Raw genomic sequence first — 18,039 nt, forward strand, 5'->3', positions numbered from 1 at the left:
TTTAAGCTACTTTTCGGGTGTCCAAACATCAGCTGAAATAGAGGAACTCAGTCTAAGGACACCACGTCCTATGGCATTACCGAAATGACCGACATCGTGTCGTCCCTCGTGTTGTTGTTGTTGTTGTTGTTGTTGTTGTTGCTGTCGCTTCGCTTTCGCACAGACAAAAACATGTTGCTGTCGCTTCGCTTTCGCACAGACAAAAACATGTTGCTGTCGCTTCGCTTTCGCACAAAAAACATCTGCAGGCCTAAGCACAAAGCCGACTCCGGACGCTATTATGCCAAAGCATAATTGATTTTCTATAAAGAAGAGAATCTGCACGCTTCAATTGAAGGCTAGCAGATTCTCTTTTTTAAATATAGTAATTATAATCCTCAGGAATAACACGTTTTAAGAATTTCTTCGTGCGCTCCTCTTTCGGATTAACAAATATATCATGAGGGCTTCCTTCTTCTACAACGACACCACCGTCCATAAAAATTACTCGGTTGGCTACGTCTTTTGCAAAGCCCATTTCATGTGTGACAACAAGCATCGTCGTCCCTTCCGCTGCAATGTTTTTCATAACCTGAAGGACTTCTCCTACTAGCTCTGGGTCAAGTGCAGAAGTCGGTTCATCAAATAAAATAATATCAGGGTTCAACGCTACGGCCCGGGCAATACCAACTCGTTGTTGCTGGCCTCCAGACAATTGACTTGGATAGGCATCATATTTTTCTGATAAACCTACTTTATCAAGCGCTTTTCTACCAATATCAATGGCTTCGGCCTTGGGAATTTTACGTCCTATAATAAGCCCTTCTGTCACATTTTCTAGCGCTGTTTTATTCGTAAAAAGATTATAGTTTTGGAATACAAAGGCTACACGTTGTCGAATAGAATGTACATCCTTCTTCTTCATATTTTGAAAATCTACTTGGATATCGCCAAATGTCGCATGTCCTTGGTCGGCTGTCTCTAAAAAGTTAATGCAACGTAATAATGTTGTTTTTCCCGAGCCGCTGGGACCTAAAATAACGACAACATCTCCTTTATCAATGGCTAAATCGACACCTTTTAAAATTTCATTGCTACCAAATGATTTATGGATATTTTTAATTTCTAACATACTCGTTCACCCCTTAGGCTTTTGCCACTTTGAATTTACTTAAATGTTTTTCATATCGTTTAAAAATGTATTCGACCGTACTACATAAAATTAAGTACACAATGAAAATATCAATATATGCTTCCACGTAATTGTAGCCAACATTGGCAGCTACTTTAGCTTTTAATGTAATTTCAGGTAAGGACATTGCATAGCCTAAAGACGTCGCTTTAATGAGATTGACTGTGGCTGTACAAATATTCGGCATCGCTACTACTAAAGCCTGCGGAATAATAATACGGCGATAAGCTTGAAATGTTGTTAAGCCTACTGCTTGAGCTGCCTCTAGCTGACCTTTATCAATCGTACTTAAAGCAGAACGAAATACTTCTATTAAAATTGCCGTCGTACTAAATGCGAAGACAATAAATGCATACCAGATCGGATTGACTTTATAAATATCATAGGCAATATTATATTTTTCAAAAATAATTTTAAGTAGTAATGGAATACTACTATAAATAATAAAGATTTGAATGATTATCGGTGTACCTCGGACAAAGGAGACATATATCTTTGCTAAATGATGGATCACTGGGATTTTATTGATCCGTGTTAGTGCTAGTAGGAAGCCTAGTGGTAAAGCAACGAGCATAGCAACAATTGTCACAAGGAGTGCGATAGGTACACCTGATAATGCAACAAAAAATGTTTCAACTAAAAATTGATAATTCACAGTTACGCCTCCTTACGTTGTTTCTAATGTCTTTTTCCCCTTACCAAAAAACTTTTCTAGCATAGAGAAGAATTTTTCGATAATAATCGACAACACCCAATAAACAATGGCTAAAGCGATATATATTTCTAATGCATGTGCATTAATATTACTTGCGATAATTAAATTTGCCTTACCGACAATATCAATTAAGCCGATTGTATAAGCGAGCGCTCCTTCTTGTAATAACGCAATCATTCCATTCCCAAAGTTCGGTAAAGCAATAACGAGTGCCTGCGGGAAAATAATACGGCGATAAGCTTGGAATGGCGTTAATCCCACACTAACAGCCGCTTCAAATTGCCCTTTATCAATCGCTAAATAAGCAGAACGAATAACCTCTGACATAATCGCTGCAAACTGTAAAGTGAACGTTACGACTACGAAAATGGCTGTTTCAATTGAATGGAGATTTATGCCGAAGTTTTCCGCTAACGCTGGAACACCATAATAGACCAGGAATAATAAGACGATAGATGGTGTACAACGCATAATCGTTGTATATAAGTTTGCTAATTTTCGCAGCAATTTTATTGAACTTAACTTGGCAGCCGCTAATAGTAAGCCAAATATTGTGCCTAGTACAATGGAAGATCCTGCGACTAGGAAGGTCACTTTTAAAAACGGCAATAATACAGGAATTGAGTTCCAAATGTATGATGCATCAAAATACTTCTCCATTTCCTCACCAACTTCTATATTTATAAGATTCTATTTCTATGAATAAAGACTGCTGAGTATACTGACTCAACAGCCTTTTATTTGGTAGTAGCCGCTACCGCCTATTAGCGCTTCACGGTTTCTAACACTTCAAATAAATCTCGACCGTAAAACTTAGTGCTTAATTCATTTGTTTTCTTTTGCTCTTTAATTTTTGCTATAGCTTTATCGTAAGCATCTGCAAATTCTTGTTCCTTTTTATTGAATAACGGCCATGTTTTAATAACGGAAAATTCGTTGTAAACTACGTCATCCTTTAAATTATGATAGGGGCCATCTTCTGCTAAAACTTGTTGTTTAAATGGACCTTCAATCATGACACCGCCATCGACACGTTTTTCATTTACCCATTGCACAACATCGACAGTGAACGCATCTCCAGCCTGTAATTTTACTTTATTGTCTGGATTGGCTTTATTATATTCATCAATAATTGTATATTGAGCATTATTCGCAGCAATTGGTGCTAATGAATAATCTTTTTTTGCAAAGTCGGCTAATGTTTTTACACCTTCATCCTCTTTACGTAATACTAAACCCGCACTACTTAAGCCTAAAAATTCTTTAGGGAAAATAAACTTTTCCGTACGCTCTTGCGTAAAGAAGGCATTTTTTATTCCAACTTGATATTTCCCTTGCTCAACACCAATTAATAAATCATCACTAGTCGTGCCTACAAATTCAAACTTATAGTCAGGTAACTGTTCATCCACTAGCTTCATGACTTCCACATCGTAGCCAGTCGGATTTCCGTTATCATCTAGATAACTAATTGGCTTAGACGCTTGGTCAAATGCAACCTTCACTGTACGTACTTTCCCGCCATCCTCTGAATCTTTATCTGAAGCTTCACCTGAATTACAGCCTGCTAAAATAGCCAGTGAAGCCAACCCGATTGCGGCCAATTGGAAAATCTTTTTCTTTTGTTTAAACATATGTCATTTCCCCTTATTCTCCATTGTTTTGTAATTGATGTTCAGTCGATTTTTGCTGTTCAATTGCTGTACTCGCTAATTTTATAATTGTCATATCATCCATCGGTGGATTATGAAGTCCCGCACGCACATTTCGATAATAACGCTGTAATGGATTCGTTAATTGTAGGCTTTTGGCTCCTACTACACGCATTGCCTTATCGACGATTTCAATCGCCAAATTTGTCACCGTATGCTTAGCAACTGCCATTTCATTTGCCAAAAGCTCACGTCTAGCTGGGTCATCATAAGCGTCGGCAACCCCATACAGTACAAAGCGCGCTTGATATAGCTTCAATTCAATATCACCTAGAAGTTGCTGCACATTTGGTAATGTACTAATCGGAGCATTTAAACTATTAGGTTGATAATGATTTGCAAAATGCAGTGCATAATCGCGTGCTGCCTGCGCAATCCCTAAGTATGTTGCTGGTATATGTAGAATCCAACCATTTATTTTTCCACCACTTGGGTGACTCGGTAACTCTACTAAATGATTCGTAGGAACGACTACATCTTTTAACACTAGGTCATGACTGCTTGTGCCTCGCATTGCAGACATTTCCCAGTTTTCTTCAATTGAAAGCCCTTGTGCATCTTTATGGATAAGGAAGTAACCAATTTGATTTTTCTCCTCAATCCACGCTGATGTTAAGAAATAATCTAGTACCGGGGAGGCTGTCGTAAAGATTTTACGCCCATTTATGAGCCAACCTGCCTCTTTTGAAACAGCATTCGTTCCTGGTCGCCCTCCACGTGTTGGACTACCTGTTGCCGCTTCACTCGCAGCCCTATTTATAATTGCACCGTTCTTTATTTCCTGAGCAAACGAACTTAGTAAATTGTCTGTCCATAGCTTTTTCTCATATAGTTCACCTACAACACCTAATGTCCATCCTAGCGAGAGTGAAGCATTCTCGTCGTAGCTCGCTAACGTTTCTTGAACGAGTACCATATCGTAGACCGATAATCCTTCACCGCCATATTCTCTCGGTAAAGTTAGCTTTGGATAACCAATTTGCAGAAGTAGTTTATGTGCTTCGAATGGAAAACGAGATTGTTCATCTACTTCTTTAGCTTCAGCCTTTATTGACTCAGAAATAGATGCTAGCTGATCGAGCCAATACTGTTGTTGCTTCGTTTTAACAAATAAATTTTTCAAGAAAATCTCCTTCTTCCCAAAATATATAAAACATATATACTTACTAAGAATTAATGTTGTAAAAAATCTCCAACTACATTTTGTAGCAAGAGAATGCGTGGTACTGAATTTTCTGATTCGTTGACATTTATGATACTTTTCACATTTAAATATGTCAATGGGTTAATTATAAGTTTTTTTATAAGTTTTATAGTCATTACTAACACATCTTCTTTTTTCACCAAGCCATATTTACAGCATATGCTAACACTATAGAAAGAGGTGCATGTATGACTAATAATATGAATCCGGCCTTAAATAATATGCCTATTTCGCCTATGACCCCTCAGGTTATTCAGACGAAATTTGGAGATATTAATGGAGATGGCTTACTTGAAACTGTTCTTTTGATGGGGAATAAAACACCAGATAGCCCTTTGTGGAAAAACCTAACGCTTGCGATATTTTACGGACAGACGCACCAATTCGAAAAAATAATGCTGAAACAAAGCGTCGGGTACAACCCAACTATATTTTTAGGTGACTTTACCGGGAATCATCTAGATGATATTTTAGTTATTTCCGACACGGGGGGTAGTGGCGGTATTATCAACGGCGAAATGTTTGCCTCAATAAACGGGAAAATACGCTCAATTTTTGATGCAGAAACGTTTAGTAATACGCTTAAATACACTGTTAATTATCAAAATCAATATAAAGTGGCCGTGCGTAGCATGAATCCAAAAAAACAATATATCATCGATTTACAATACAAAGATCCAGATTATTTAGCAGATATTTATAATCAAGACGGTACACTAAAGCAACCAATTCAAGGATGGGTTGATCCAATCAGCGGATTGTATCCGGTCGACTATGAACGAGATGGCATATATGAGATTTTAGCGTATCAGGCTATAGCAGGCAGATTTCATGCCGATGGATTAGGTTATGTAGAAAATATTTTGAAATGGGATGGCAATGAATTTAGCGTTGACCGTCAAACTGTAGCCATTTTTGGCGAAGATTTAAAATAAGTTACTATGTCCTAATATAAGGAAAAAGCAAGAATTTGCCCGATTTCCGCAATCGAAATTGGACAGATTCTTGCCTTTTCTAGGTAGGACAAACCTTATTTTTCTACTAATGCAAAATAATTATTTTCGTGATCAGCAAAATTAAAAACTCTACCCATTGGCATCATTACTAAATCCCCAACTTTAACGCCTTTTGCTTGAAAATCTTGATATAGACCTTCTATATGGTCGGCATAAAACATTATAGATGGTGTCCCTAAATTTAAGTCAGGCTGCATTTTTGCAATGATTTCTTTATTGTGTAAAACAAAGGTAGTTTGAGCTTCTTTAGTAGGAGCAATTTCAATCCAGCGTACTCCGCCCTCTTCCTGATCAGCAACTACAACAAATCCAACTTTTTCTGTCCAAAACTTCACGGCAGTATCTTGATCATTTACATACAACATTACTTGTCCAATTTGTCGAATCATGAAACAATTCCCTCCTCTTTTGAGCATTAGTATACATCAAAAAGTAGCTTTATATGTCATTTAGCGGTTTCCGTTTTTAGGAGAATTTTAAAGTATCCATTGATGATATTTACTATATAGTAAACAGTTATTATAAAATACTTAACTTTTATTTTATTTTTGGTAAAATGAGCCTAGCTGTCTATTGTTTACATAGAAAGTAAATGTATAGACTTTATCACCATCCACTAAGGCATTATTACTTACTCAATATTCGGTGATAAAAAAGTACAAAATACTAGATCATAGTGAGGATAATTCAAGTGAAACAACTAAGTTTAAGGAAAAAGCTCATTTTTTCGTTTTTAGCAATGCTTCTCATTCCAACACTGTTAATTGGAATTGTGTCTTACCAAAGTGCCGGAAGGCAAATTTCAAAAGAACAGCAAGCAAGTGCAACCGAAAGTGTGCGCATGCTTAATACGAATATTACTAACACGATTGAGCCAAAAGTGAAAGACGTTCAATATTTTTCAAACAAGCTCCATCAATCTTATTTACAAGAAGGTAAAACTACAGAACTTAAATCTCTTTTCCACGAATACATGAACATGCATCCCGAGGTGGAGCTAATTTATATCGGAACCTCTGATGGCAGACTACTGGATGAACCTGCTCAAAAATACCCTAGTGGGTTTGACCCTCGTAAAAGATCTTGGTATAAGCAAGCTGTAGATAGCAAGGGCCAAGTATCTATTACTGCTCCATACGTTACACAGACTACAGGTGATATCGTTCTTACGATTACTCAGGCTTTACCAGACGGCTCAGGGGTAATAGGGCTAGATGTAAATATATCTAGATTAAGTACCATCACGAATGATATACGCATTGGAAAAACTGGCTTTGCTTCACTTTTAGATAGTAATAAAATTTATATTGCCCAACCAAATAAAGAAAGTGGTGCTGAAGCAACAGAAAGCTATATTACTAAAATCTATGAACAAGATAGTGGTACTGTTATAGAAAAAGATCGACAACTTCAATTTGTTACAAATAAGCTAACAGGCTGGAAAGTCGTTGGTACCATGTTTACAGCTGAGGCTGCAAACGCTGCTGCTTCAACATTTAATATCAATTTAATAATTATCGCCATTTCTATTACTGTTGGCATTATTTTTATGCTATTCATGATCAAATCAGTCGTTAATCCGATCAATCGACTTAAACAAAGCGCTATAAAAATTAGCGAGGGCGATTTAACAGAGTTTATTGACAATCATTCGAAAGATGAGATTGGACAGCTTGGAGAAGCTTTTATCGCCATGAAGGTTAACTTAAAAAAACTTATTCGTAACGTTGATCAAAGCTCTCAACATGTTCAAACTTCGGCGCATGGCCTATCTGCGAATGCCGAACAAAATATCGCTGCTTCTGAGCAAGTTACTGAAGCTATGCAGCAGGTTGCTGTCAGTACAGAGAAACAAACAACTAGCATTGACCAAAATGCTGTTTCTATTGAGGAAATCGCAAAAGGAGTCGTCGAGATCGCTGATAGCTCAATGCAGGTTTCCGATTTATCGAGCCGTGCTATACAATTGGCCGATGAAGGCGGACAAGCAGTAGAACAAACTGTTAATCAAATGGTCTCGATTCATGAATCTGTGACACAATCGGATACGATGATTAAATCTCTCTATGATCGAACAAAAGAAATTGGTTCTATTTTAGAAATTATTAGCGCTATTTCAGAGCAAACAAATCTGCTTGCCCTTAATGCTGCTATTGAAGCAGCGCGAGCTGGAGAACACGGGAAAGGCTTTGCAGTAGTCGCCGATGAAGTGCGGAAGTTAGCAGAGCAATCTCATCAATCGGCAGAGCAGATTTCTGCACTAATTACTGGCATTCAGCAAGATACGGCTAAGTCTGTTCAAACAATGATGAAGACTTCAGCCGATGTCCAGGATGGTTTACAGCTAACAGAAGATACAAGTAAAAAGTTTGCAAGTATCATTAAGCGTCTCCACGAAATTGCTCCGAAAATGGAGGATATATCTGCATCTGCTCAGGAGATGTCAGCAGTAGTTGAAGAAGTTTCTGCAACAGCTATAGAGCTAACAGATCATGCTAAAATAAATGCTGCAGCGTCAGAGGAAGTTGCCGCTTCTACTGAACAAACATTGTCTTCGATACAGGAAATGGCTGTAGCCTCAAAAGCACTTCTCGATATGGCTGATGAATTACAAAGTTATGTGAATCGTTTTAAATACTAAAAAGAAAAGCACGATGTTAATGGTGAATTTTCCAAAAACATTGTGCTTTTTAAAAGTAATTTTATCTATTATCCTCATGACTAAATTGCCATTCAACACCAAATTTATCAGTAAGGGAGCCATAACATTTACTCCAAAACGTTTCTTGTAGCTCCATCGTAACTTTGCCACCTTCTTTAAGGCCATCAAAAGCTTTTCTCATCTGGGCCTCATCGCCTGAGACAACGGCTAATGTTACATTGTTTCCAATCGTGAATGGGTGTCCTGGAAATGTATCTGAGAACATTACAGTGCTACCAAAAATCGAAAGTCGCGTATGCATGACAAGATCTTTTGCCTCCTCTGGTAATGGATAACTTGGATTCTGTGGTGAATCTCCAAACGTCATAATTTCAGGCTTGTTTGTATTAAAAACTGTCTCATAAAAAGTTACAGCCTCTCGACAATTCCCATTAAAATTTAAGTAAACCTCTACTGCCATTTCCAACACTCCCTTTGTCATTTTCGAAACAATTTTATTTTACACGGTTAATAACTAATAGTTCAAATCTTAGACGAAGCAGTCAAAAAATTACTTTCCTTCTTTTGACAAACGATACTAACAGCTTACTTCCCTACAAAAGCTCAGGATTTCCTCTAACTACTTTTAACCTTTGAATAAAATAAATTTACACCGCCTCCTCACTCTAACAAAAAGAGATGTAACTATATATTTCGCTTAATTCCTGTTCTTTCCTGCTAATTTTTTATTAATTTAGATAAAAGCTTTGACATTTACTCGAAAATAATGTAAATTACCAAATGACGAACGATTTAAATCAAAACTTAAAAAATATTCGTATTTTAGGAGTGTTTATAATGGATAACGTATTTGACTATGAGGATATTCAGCTAATTCCCGCAAAATGTATTGTAGAAAGTCGCTCAGAATGTGATACTTCTGTTACTTTAGGCGGTCATACATTCAAGCTTCCTGTTGTACCAGCAAACATGCAAACAATTATCGACGAAAGCCTTGCTGTGAAGCTTGCTGAAAACGGTTACTTTTATATCATGCACCGTTTTAATCCAGAAACTCGTATTGATTTCATCAAAGGTATGCAAGCTCGTGGCTTAATCGCATCAATTAGTGTTGGTGTAAAAGATGAAGAATACACATTTATTGAAGAATTAGCAGCTGCTAATGTAGTGCCTGATTTTATGACAATCGATATTGCACATGGTCATTCAAATGCTGTTATTCGTATGATTCAGCATATTAAAAAACATCTACCAACTAGCTTTGTGATTGCTGGTAATGTGGGCACACCTGAGGCAGTTCGTGAACTTGAAAATGCTGGTGCAGATGCAACAAAAGTGGGTATTGGACCTGGTAAAGTATGTATTACTAAAATCAAAACTGGTTTTGGTACAGGTGGTTGGCAGCTAGCTGCACTACGCTGGTGTGCAAAAGCTGCTACAAAGCCAATTATCGCTGATGGTGGTATTCGTACACATGGTGATATTGCAAAATCGGTCCGCTTTGGTGCTTCAATGGTGATGGTTGGCTCATTATTTGCAGGTCACGAGGAGTCACCTGGTGAAACAATCGAAATCGACGGTAAAACTGTGAAGGAATACTTCGGATCTGCTTCAGAATTCCAAAAAGGCGAACGTAAAAATGTTGAAGGTAAAAAGATGTTTGTTGAACATAAAGGCAGCATCAAAGATACTTTAATTGAAATGCAGCAAGATCTTCAATCGTCTATTTCTTATGCAGGTGGCAATAAACTAGATGCCATTCGAAATGTAGATTACGTAATTGTGAAAAACTCTATTTTTAATGGAGATAAAGTATACTAAAAACTAGAAGAACCCAAACAAGAATTTATTCCATTCTTGTTTGGGTTTTTTGTTGGATTCCGTTTCTCCTATGGTCAAATAATGAGCAATTGTGGTTCTTGGTTAGCCTGTTACTCGATTAGTTTTTCAGGCTACTTGAGCATTCTCGACTCTTGACTGACCGATTCTTTTATTGAAAACGAACCTTTTCAACAAAAGAAAAAATGCTACCGATTACGTGTAGCATTTTCCTTAAAATTATAGTTTGTTAATAACAGCGTGGATCGTTTCTTTTAATTCTTCATCATGATCAGAAAGGTCTACAAGGTTTGCTACACGCTCACGTAATACTGGACGTTCAATTACAAGCTTTTCATCAAGTACTTGTACTAGTAACTCGATAATAAGACGATCACGTACGTTTAATGCTTCCTCTAAACGCTCTGGTGTGATTTTTCCTGTTTTTGCTGCTTTAGCCATTTTAAAAACCCCTTTTAAATTTTATATTCATGCACATCTATTTTAGCATACAGCTAATTTATTTTGAAAACTTTCTTTCATTAACATATACCAAAACTTTACAAATAAACACCTATACATTTACGATAATTTGTTATATTCAAATCATAAAATGATGACGCTCAACCATATGATTATGTGTTCTCTATTTAATCTTTCATTTTCACTTAGGACGATTTACAAGATTGGAGGAATTCTGTGAACCAAAAGAACTCGACTTACTTACAATTAATAAAGGCTGTACCGAAATCTTTACAATTGTTTCTAAATGTTTGCCTTGTACTTTTAGCGCTCATTTTATCTTTCCTACTTTGCAAAGAACTCATTCAATTCCTTAAAATTTTATTATTCAACAATGATGGCGGAGACTATAAGCTTTTTCTCGCTAACATTCTTATTTTCTTTTTGTATTTTGAATTTATCACGATGATTATTAAATATTTTAAAGAGAGTTATCATTTTCCACTAAGGTACTTTATATATATAGGGATTACAGCCATGATTCGATTAATTATCGTAGAGCATGACCATCCCATTAATACATTAATTTATTCACTTATTATTTTAATATTAATTATTAGCTATTTTATTATTAATATTACACCACTGGAACGACCTGTACGCTCGTCACTCTTTATGAAAAAAGAACAATAGCTTTATTACAGTAATCAAAACCCTTGAAGCTTAGACAATGAGCTTTGTATTCGTTGGCGACCTTTTCTTTTCCCTCATTGGAATTAAGGTTCATTTCAAAATGATGGAGTTGCATAACCTATAATACTGAAAATAATGCTCATTGTTTTGATTGTGTATAAAAGGTCTCTTTTGTTCAGTAAACCTTCCCGATGTATACAGCCTTCTCCCTTTAATAATTTTCCAACGATTCTCATATACATCCCCACCCTACACTGAATTTATTTTAAACACGCTCTTTTCAACATTTTTTTTCACATTAATTTTAGTTTTTAATAATAACATATATTACCACCCAAAAAACCCGAGGTGGACTATTAGTGCTTTTTTAGATCAACTACATAAATCGTTTAACGGCTAGCCCCCTATTCAAGCCATTCAGAAGTAACTATGAACTGATTACACTATACTCGTTACTTCGTCGATTAGAGCATTAGGAAGTGCTTATAAATAACTCAGAAATAGGATGGGTTGAGCACATATAGCTCAGCTCGAAAAGGAATGTACAGCTATGAATTTAGGACAGCATGAATTATTGGAGGGAGACGGAAAGAATGAATCTGATTGATGTATATATTCATGAAGTAACTAGAAGAATCCGCAAAGAAAAGCGCGATGAAACCAGTCTAGAGTTAAGATCTACTATTGAAAATATGTTACCTGAAGATTATTCAGAATCAGATATTAAGGAAGTGCTTAAGAAGCTAGGAAGTCCTGTAGAAGTTGCATCCAGCTATCAAAACACACCTCGATTATTAATCGGTCCAAAAGTGTTTGATACTTATATTAGGACAATAAAATTAGTTATTCCTTGGGCAATAATTATTACAGTTATTGTACAGATGATAGACAGTATTGTGCTTTATAATGAAGAAGGTGGCGCTCTTCTGTCTGCTATTATTCAAACTATTTCTTTAACTATCGCTCATATTATCTCAGTAATCATTTACGTACTCTTCTGGATTACAGTTACTTTCATTGTCATAGAACGATCTGGAGAAAGTAACATTCGAATACCCCTTATAAAGGACCATCCAGATTGGACACCTGATGATTTAACTAAAGTTAAAATAATTCCTAAAGAAAAAACAATTTCGCTTAATGATAATATTTTTAGTTTCTTAGGTATTGCTATCTTCTCCTTTGTCTATTTCAATGCTCATCACCTTATAGGAATCTATACTTCTCACAATAAAGGTGGCTTTAAATTTATTATGCCTATATTCAATCAGGAAGTCTTACTCTCCTTTGCACCGATTATTTTAAGTTGTATCGTATTAAGTGCAGCTTTAACATTATGGAAATTGAAGGAAGGCCAATGGACAATGTTAATTGCCGTAGTTAATGCTCTTCTTCAATGTACAGGAATCATTGTTTTTATCCTCATGGCTATTCACCCTGATTTCATACACAGTCCCGCTGTACCTTATATCGCTGCGATTACGGAAACGACCTCAGCTAAGATTTTGGTAGCTATAGATCGAATATTGTTCGTCAGCATAGCTATCACCATCGTCGCAAATGCATTTGATATTTATAGTGGCTTTAAAAAGGCTAAAATTTGAAATGAAAATACGTTTTGGGGCTGACTCTTTCTTGTTGGCCCTACACTTATTTAAAAGCTCACCCAATCGATCAAAATACCGTTATTCTCTAATGTTTTGTATAATAAAGTTGAGAGTTATTAAATAATTCGCACTAATTCAGACAGAATAAGGGGAAATAATTATGACCATTCTTCTTGTAGATGACAATCAAGTCAATCTATTTGTAATTGAAAAAATATTAAAAAATGCAGGTTATGATAACTGTGTTTCTCTAACATCTGCCTATGAGCTTTTTGATTATTTACAGTTAGATGCACCAAATCCAACAGGAAATTCAGTGGATTTAATTTTATTAGATATTATGATGCCTGAAGTAGATGGTATCGAAGCTTGCAAACGCATTAAGCAAAATGAACGATTAAAGGATATTCAAATTATCTTTGTCACCGCTCTAGAAGATAAAAACGCGCTTGCGGAAGCACTTGATATCGGTGGAGTAGATTATATTACAAAGCCAATAAATAAAACCGAGCTACTTGCTAGAATTCGGGTTGCTTTACGATTGAAAGCAGAATTAGATTGGCATACTCAGCAAGAAAAAAAAATACAATACGAATTAGATTTAGCTACACATGTACAAAGAAGCCTTTTGAGCGCCCCTTTAAACGAGAAGAATATTCAAATAGAGGTCTCTTATCGTCCTTCTTCTAATTTAGCAGGTGATATGTATTATTGGCATAAAATAAATGATCACCGATACGCCTGCATTTTGCTTGATATGATGGGACATGGTATCTCTGCAGCACTTGTTTGTATGTTTATCTCCTCTGTCCTAAGAGAAGCTGTGAAACAATTAGAAGATCCCGAATTAGTTATAAAAGAGTTAAACCGTTATATGACAATTTTACGAAATGGAAAAGAGGACAATCTTTTTTATTTCACAGCTATTTATTTAGTGATTGATACTGAACAAAAAACCATTGAATATGTAAATGCCGGTCATCCTTCAGGCTATGCTCTAGTTGATGATAAAACGCTCGTACATTTAAATCGAGGAAGCTGCGCAGTCGGCTTTTTTGATGAGATTGACGTGCAAAAGCAATTCATCCAATACAATGAGGATGTGCAAATTATTTTATATACGGACGGAGTGTTGGAGGCAATGGGACCATGTGAAATGGAATCCGAGAAGCATTTACAAACGCTAATATCTACGAAATGGGATCATTCTCGACGTCTGATCGACCATATACTGCCTAAGGAGAAACAAGGGAATCAACCAGATGATATGTGTGTATTAATGATACAAGTACATTAAACTACATAAAAAGTGGCTGTTGCCTAAGTCTCTACTATGGAGAAACTTGGACAACAGCCTATTTTTTATATTACTTTATCTTCTGATATATTTTTTCATTTCCTACGATTTCTTTATATTTTGAAATAATATCTTCAAATCGTAGTGTCTCTTTATCCCCTAAGCATAAAAATCCATTTTCACTTAGACTTTCGGAAAACAAATGATGAACCTGATTTTGTAACTCAGGTGAAAAATAAATCAAAACATTTCGGCACATAATGACATGAAATTCATTAAACGATTGATCTGTTACTAAATTATGCTGTGCAAATATAATGTTTTTTAACAGTGCCGGATGGAAATAAGCATATTGATAATCTGTTTTATAGTATTCAGAAAAAGCATGGGTGCCTCCAGCAAGTATATAATTTTTCGTATATGCCTGCATTTTATTAATCGGGAATACTCCTTTTTTTGCCTTTTCCAATACTTGTTCATTCATATCCGTAGCATAAATAACCGCTTTATCCATTAACCCTTCTTCCTGTAGCAAAATAGCCATGGAGTATACTTCCTCACCTGTAGAACATCCTGCATGCCATATCCGAATTTCAGGGTAATCTCTTAAAAAAGGTACAACCTCTTCGCGAAAAGCCTTAAAAAAACTAGGGTTACGGAACATCTCAGTAACATTTATCGAAAAATCATTCAATAATTGCTCTAAAAACCCACCTTCATGTATTACTTTTTCAAGTACACGAGAAATCGTTGGGATATTACTCATCCTCATCCTACTATAAATCCTTCGTGATATAGAAGAACGATTGTATTGTCGGAAATCAAAGCCCGACAAACGATATATAGCCTCTAGTAATAAATCAATTTCTAATTCTGTATGCATTTTTTGCAGCAAAGGAAATCGTTCCATTTTATTAACTCCCTTTAGAAACTAGCCATACTCTTAAAACAGATACTAATTGATCTAAATTTAACGGCTTACTTATATAATCTGAAGCACCCGCCTCTAATGTTTTATCTCGATCATTTTTCATAGCCTTCGCTGTTAAAGCAATAATCGGTAAATCCATAATCTTCATTTGTTTACGTATAATCGACATCGTTTCATAGCCATCCAAATTCGGCATCATAATATCCATCAAAATAAGGTCAATTTCATCATTAACTTGCATAATATCTAAACACTCGATCCCATCTTTAGCAACTAAGATATTCATACCTCGCTTTTCGAGTGCATTTTTTAATGCATAAATATTACGGTAATCATCGTCTACAATTAAAATATTTTTCCCTTGAAAAACTTCTACCTCTTGTTGAGAGAAATCGTGAGCTTCCAATAGCTGTTCTTCCATTAGCTCTTCTAATTCCTTGGTAGCCCCTACCTCATGAATAGCAAGTTCAAGATATTCTTGCTCCTCAATGCCATTTGGCAAGCTTGGGATGGTTAGTGTGAATGTACTACCTTGCCCTTCATTACTTTGTAATGAAATCCAGCCGCCAAGTAATCTCGCAAGTTCTTTACAAATGGATAAGCCAAGACCTGTTCCACCGTATTTACGTATCGTAGCACCATCAGCCTGTTGGAATGATTCAAAAATAAGCTGATGCTTGTCCTTCGGAATCCCTATACCTGTATCGGAAACTCTGATTTCTAACCAGTCAGCACTAACATCCTGCATATTATTTGTTAACTGTTCTTCTCTAAGCTGTTTAATGTCCAGATGAACTGAGCCTTGCTTTGTAAATTTAAAGGCATTTGATAATAAATTTTTCAATATTTGCTGGAATCTTTGTTCATCAGTATAGAAAATATCGACTACATTTTCGTCTTTCGAAATATAGAATTGTAGATTTTTTTTCATTGCAACAGGTGCAAAGGTTTGTTCAATTTGTACAGGAACCTCACTCATATTCATTTCATCAAAATTAATATCTAGCTTACCTGCCTCAACTTTTGATAAATCTAAAATATCATTAATTAATGCCAGCAGATCTCCACCTGAAGAATGGATAACCTTTGCAAATTCGGCTTCCTCTTCTGATAATGTATTTTGGCTATTTTCAGCCAACATTTCCGATAAAATTAAAATGCTATTCAGTGGCGTTCGTAATTCATGTGACATATTGGCTAAAAACTCAGATTTATAATTTGAATTTAGTAACAGCTGTTCTGCACTTTCCTCTAATTCTTTCTTAGCTTGTTCTAATTGTTTCGACTTTAACTCTGCCTCTTTTGTTCTTTCTTCCAATTGTTCATTAATCATTGTCAGCTCCTCTGTTTGCAGCTGCAATTCTTCTGATTGTTTCTGAAGCTCTTCAGATTGTACCTGTAATTCCTCTGTCAAAGCTCTTGATTCATTCAATAAACGGACAATTTCCATACGCCCTAGGACACTATTGATCGTTAATCCAAAGGTTTCAATAACTTGCTTCACTAATTCCTGCTGTAGCTCATTAAAGCTAGTTAATGTAGCTAACTCAACAATAGCGATTACGTCATTTTCAAATATAATAGGAACGATAAAAATACCTTTTGGCTGTATTTTCCCTAAACCAGTGCCGATTAAACGGAAATCTTCTGGAATATCATTATAAATTAAAACCTTTTTTTCTAGAGCACATTGTCCAATTAAGCCTTGTCCCAGTTTAAAGCTCTCCATTCCAACGTTATCCGTTACATCCGCAAAAGCCGCCTTTTTTACAAACTGTATTTGATGATCAGTAGTTTCACGAACATACAATGCTCCAAGGGAAGATTGCGTTTTTTGCGCTATTTCTGAAAGGAAGGTTTCAGTTAATTTGGTTATGGCAGAAATCCCTTGATATTTTGTGACAATTTCTGCGATATTCAACTGTAGCCATTCTCTTCTCTCAAGCGCATCCAACAACTCATTTGTAGCAGCTGCAAGAGCATTGATTTCATCATTTGTTTTAACATGTATTCTTCCTTTTTGATTGCTCTTGGAAGCAGTGATTTCTTGGATCGTTCGTGTAACCTCTGTTAACGTTTTTACGATTGAACGAGAAATACTACTTGCAATGATAATCGCAACAACTGAAATAAATATAAGTATGCCAAGCAGTGTAAGTGTTACAATACTATTTTTTTTGTCCAACTCGTTTACTTTGGCTTGCATCGTTGCAATTACCTCTGAACGGAGTGATTCAAACTGATCTCGTACTGTTTCTATGTCTTTACTACCTATATCTACTTTATAGAGTTCCCATAAAGCTTCTTTATTCTTTTCTTTTTTTAATTTAATGGAAGGCTCTCCTACTGTTGTAATCCAATGCTGTATCGTTGCATTTATCTCATTTAACCTCTGTTGTTGTGCTGGTTTATTTTCTAAAAGTTGATAAAGTTCGCCAAAAGTTAATTCCCAACTTTCACCAGCTCTATTATAAGGTTCTAAATAACTTAATTCGCCTGTAATCATAAAGCCTTTTTGGCTCGATTCCATATCTAAAATGTATTTTTCAATTCGATTAGTTAGAGCTTGTATATTTGAGTCATTCTTGATAATATAATTTCTTTCTTTTTGTAGAGAAGTAATTTGATTATTTAAGATGACCACTGATGCAAGTAAACAAAGTATGATAACAATATAGCCTAACGTAATTTTCGTTCGTATACTTATCTTTAATTTATTTAACATTTGCTTTCCTACCTTTATCTGTCATA

General features: G+C 35.8%; 18 protein-coding genes. 6 read left to right on the forward strand and 12 right to left on the reverse strand.

What is annotated here, in order from left to right; all coding sequences use genetic code 11:
• Window positions 1–6: 6 nt before the first annotated feature.
• From ACQKN4_RS12905 to ACQKN4_RS12930, 6 genes are all read right to left on the reverse strand, one after another.
• Window positions 7–258 carry a hypothetical protein gene (locus tag ACQKN4_RS12905; protein ID WP_427483854.1) on the reverse strand — a complete coding sequence of 84 codons (252 nt, stop codon included), beginning with the start codon at window positions 256–258 and terminating at the stop codon, window positions 7–9.
• 97 nt (window positions 259–355) lie between these two features.
• The gene (locus ACQKN4_RS12910; RefSeq protein ID WP_079562428.1) at window positions 356–1,111 is read right to left on the reverse strand and encodes an amino acid ABC transporter ATP-binding protein; all 756 of its coding nucleotides are present in this window, start codon (window positions 1,109–1,111) and stop codon (window positions 356–358) included.
• A 13-nt stretch (window positions 1,112–1,124) separates the two neighbouring features.
• Window positions 1,125–1,826 carry an amino acid ABC transporter permease gene (locus ACQKN4_RS12915; RefSeq protein WP_079562429.1) on the reverse strand — a complete coding sequence of 234 codons (702 nt, stop codon included), beginning with the start codon at window positions 1,824–1,826 and terminating at the stop codon, window positions 1,125–1,127.
• Between the two features lie 12 nt (window positions 1,827–1,838).
• Window positions 1,839–2,546 (reverse strand): amino acid ABC transporter permease, encoded by a 708-nt coding sequence (locus ACQKN4_RS12920; RefSeq protein WP_079562430.1) that lies wholly within the window; start codon window positions 2,544–2,546, stop codon window positions 1,839–1,841.
• 104 nt (window positions 2,547–2,650) lie between these two features.
• The gene (locus ACQKN4_RS12925; RefSeq protein WP_427483855.1) at window positions 2,651–3,520 is read right to left on the reverse strand and encodes a transporter substrate-binding domain-containing protein; all 870 of its coding nucleotides are present in this window, start codon (window positions 3,518–3,520) and stop codon (window positions 2,651–2,653) included.
• Window positions 3,521–3,533: 13 nt separating this feature from the next.
• Window positions 3,534–4,721: an acyl-CoA dehydrogenase family protein gene (locus ACQKN4_RS12930; protein ID WP_427483856.1), complete on the reverse strand. Its 1,188-nt coding sequence runs from the start codon at window positions 4,719–4,721 to the stop codon at window positions 3,534–3,536.
• Window positions 4,722–4,990: 269 nt separating this feature from the next.
• Between ACQKN4_RS12930 and ACQKN4_RS12935 the strand changes: the two genes are divergently transcribed.
• On the forward strand, window positions 4,991–5,737 hold the full coding sequence (locus tag ACQKN4_RS12935; RefSeq protein ID WP_079562433.1) for a hypothetical protein: 747 nt from the start codon (window positions 4,991–4,993) through the stop codon (window positions 5,735–5,737).
• Between the two features lie 95 nt (window positions 5,738–5,832).
• On the opposite strand, the gene ACQKN4_RS12940 is transcribed toward ACQKN4_RS12935, so the two are convergent.
• Window positions 5,833–6,207, reverse strand: a complete 375-nt coding sequence (locus ACQKN4_RS12940) for a VOC family protein (protein ID WP_079562434.1) — start codon at window positions 6,205–6,207, stop codon at window positions 5,833–5,835.
• Window positions 6,208–6,509: 302 nt separating this feature from the next.
• Between ACQKN4_RS12940 and ACQKN4_RS12945 the strand changes: the two genes are divergently transcribed.
• Complete coding sequence (locus ACQKN4_RS12945) at window positions 6,510–8,459, forward strand: methyl-accepting chemotaxis protein (RefSeq protein WP_427483857.1); 1,950 nt, start codon at window positions 6,510–6,512, stop codon at window positions 8,457–8,459.
• 61 nt (window positions 8,460–8,520) lie between these two features.
• Here the strand turns inward: ACQKN4_RS12945 and ACQKN4_RS12950 are convergent, their stop codons facing one another.
• Window positions 8,521–8,940: a VOC family protein gene (locus tag ACQKN4_RS12950; protein ID WP_079562436.1), complete on the reverse strand. Its 420-nt coding sequence runs from the start codon at window positions 8,938–8,940 to the stop codon at window positions 8,521–8,523.
• Window positions 8,941–9,317: 377 nt separating this feature from the next.
• On the opposite strand from ACQKN4_RS12950, the gene guaC reads away from it, so the two are divergent.
• A complete protein-coding gene (guaC, locus tag ACQKN4_RS12955; RefSeq protein WP_079562437.1) occupies window positions 9,318–10,301 on the forward strand; it encodes a GMP reductase in 984 nt (327 codons plus the stop codon).
• A gap of 237 nt (window positions 10,302–10,538) precedes the next feature.
• Here guaC and ACQKN4_RS12960 read toward each other — a convergent pair whose 3' ends face one another.
• On the reverse strand, window positions 10,539–10,760 hold the full coding sequence (locus tag ACQKN4_RS12960) for a phosphate-starvation-inducible protein PsiE (protein ID WP_068985751.1): 222 nt from the start codon (window positions 10,758–10,760) through the stop codon (window positions 10,539–10,541).
• Between the two features lie 237 nt (window positions 10,761–10,997).
• Between ACQKN4_RS12960 and psiE the strand changes: the two genes are divergently transcribed.
• Window positions 10,998–11,453, forward strand: coding sequence for a phosphate-starvation-inducible protein PsiE (psiE, locus tag ACQKN4_RS12965; RefSeq protein WP_079562438.1), 456 nt, complete (start codon window positions 10,998–11,000; stop codon window positions 11,451–11,453).
• Between the two features lie 95 nt (window positions 11,454–11,548).
• Here the strand turns inward: psiE and ACQKN4_RS12970 are convergent, their stop codons facing one another.
• Window positions 11,549–11,689, reverse strand: coding sequence for a hypothetical protein (locus ACQKN4_RS12970; protein WP_427483858.1), 141 nt, complete (start codon window positions 11,687–11,689; stop codon window positions 11,549–11,551).
• A gap of 357 nt (window positions 11,690–12,046) precedes the next feature.
• On the opposite strand from ACQKN4_RS12970, the gene ACQKN4_RS12975 reads away from it, so the two are divergent.
• Window positions 12,047–13,057: an HAAS signaling domain-containing protein gene (locus tag ACQKN4_RS12975; protein WP_427483859.1), complete on the forward strand. Its 1,011-nt coding sequence runs from the start codon at window positions 12,047–12,049 to the stop codon at window positions 13,055–13,057.
• A 163-nt stretch (window positions 13,058–13,220) separates the two neighbouring features.
• Window positions 13,221–14,357, forward strand: a complete 1,137-nt coding sequence (locus tag ACQKN4_RS12980) for a SpoIIE family protein phosphatase (protein WP_427483860.1) — start codon at window positions 13,221–13,223, stop codon at window positions 14,355–14,357.
• 70 nt (window positions 14,358–14,427) lie between these two features.
• On the opposite strand, the gene ACQKN4_RS12985 is transcribed toward ACQKN4_RS12980, so the two are convergent.
• Together ACQKN4_RS12985 and ACQKN4_RS12990 are read right to left on the reverse strand one after the other, a co-directional pair.
• Window positions 14,428–15,267 carry a CheR family methyltransferase gene (locus ACQKN4_RS12985; RefSeq protein ID WP_079562440.1) on the reverse strand — a complete coding sequence of 280 codons (840 nt, stop codon included), beginning with the start codon at window positions 15,265–15,267 and terminating at the stop codon, window positions 14,428–14,430.
• A gap of 4 nt (window positions 15,268–15,271) precedes the next feature.
• A complete protein-coding gene (locus ACQKN4_RS12990; RefSeq protein WP_427483861.1) occupies window positions 15,272–18,013 on the reverse strand; it encodes an ATP-binding protein in 2,742 nt (913 codons plus the stop codon).
• Between the last annotated feature and the right edge of the window lie 26 nt (window positions 18,014–18,039).

The organism is Lysinibacillus sp. NPDC093692, from assembly GCF_050280125.1.
Classification (GTDB): Bacteria; Bacillota; Bacilli; order Bacillales_A; family Planococcaceae; genus Lysinibacillus.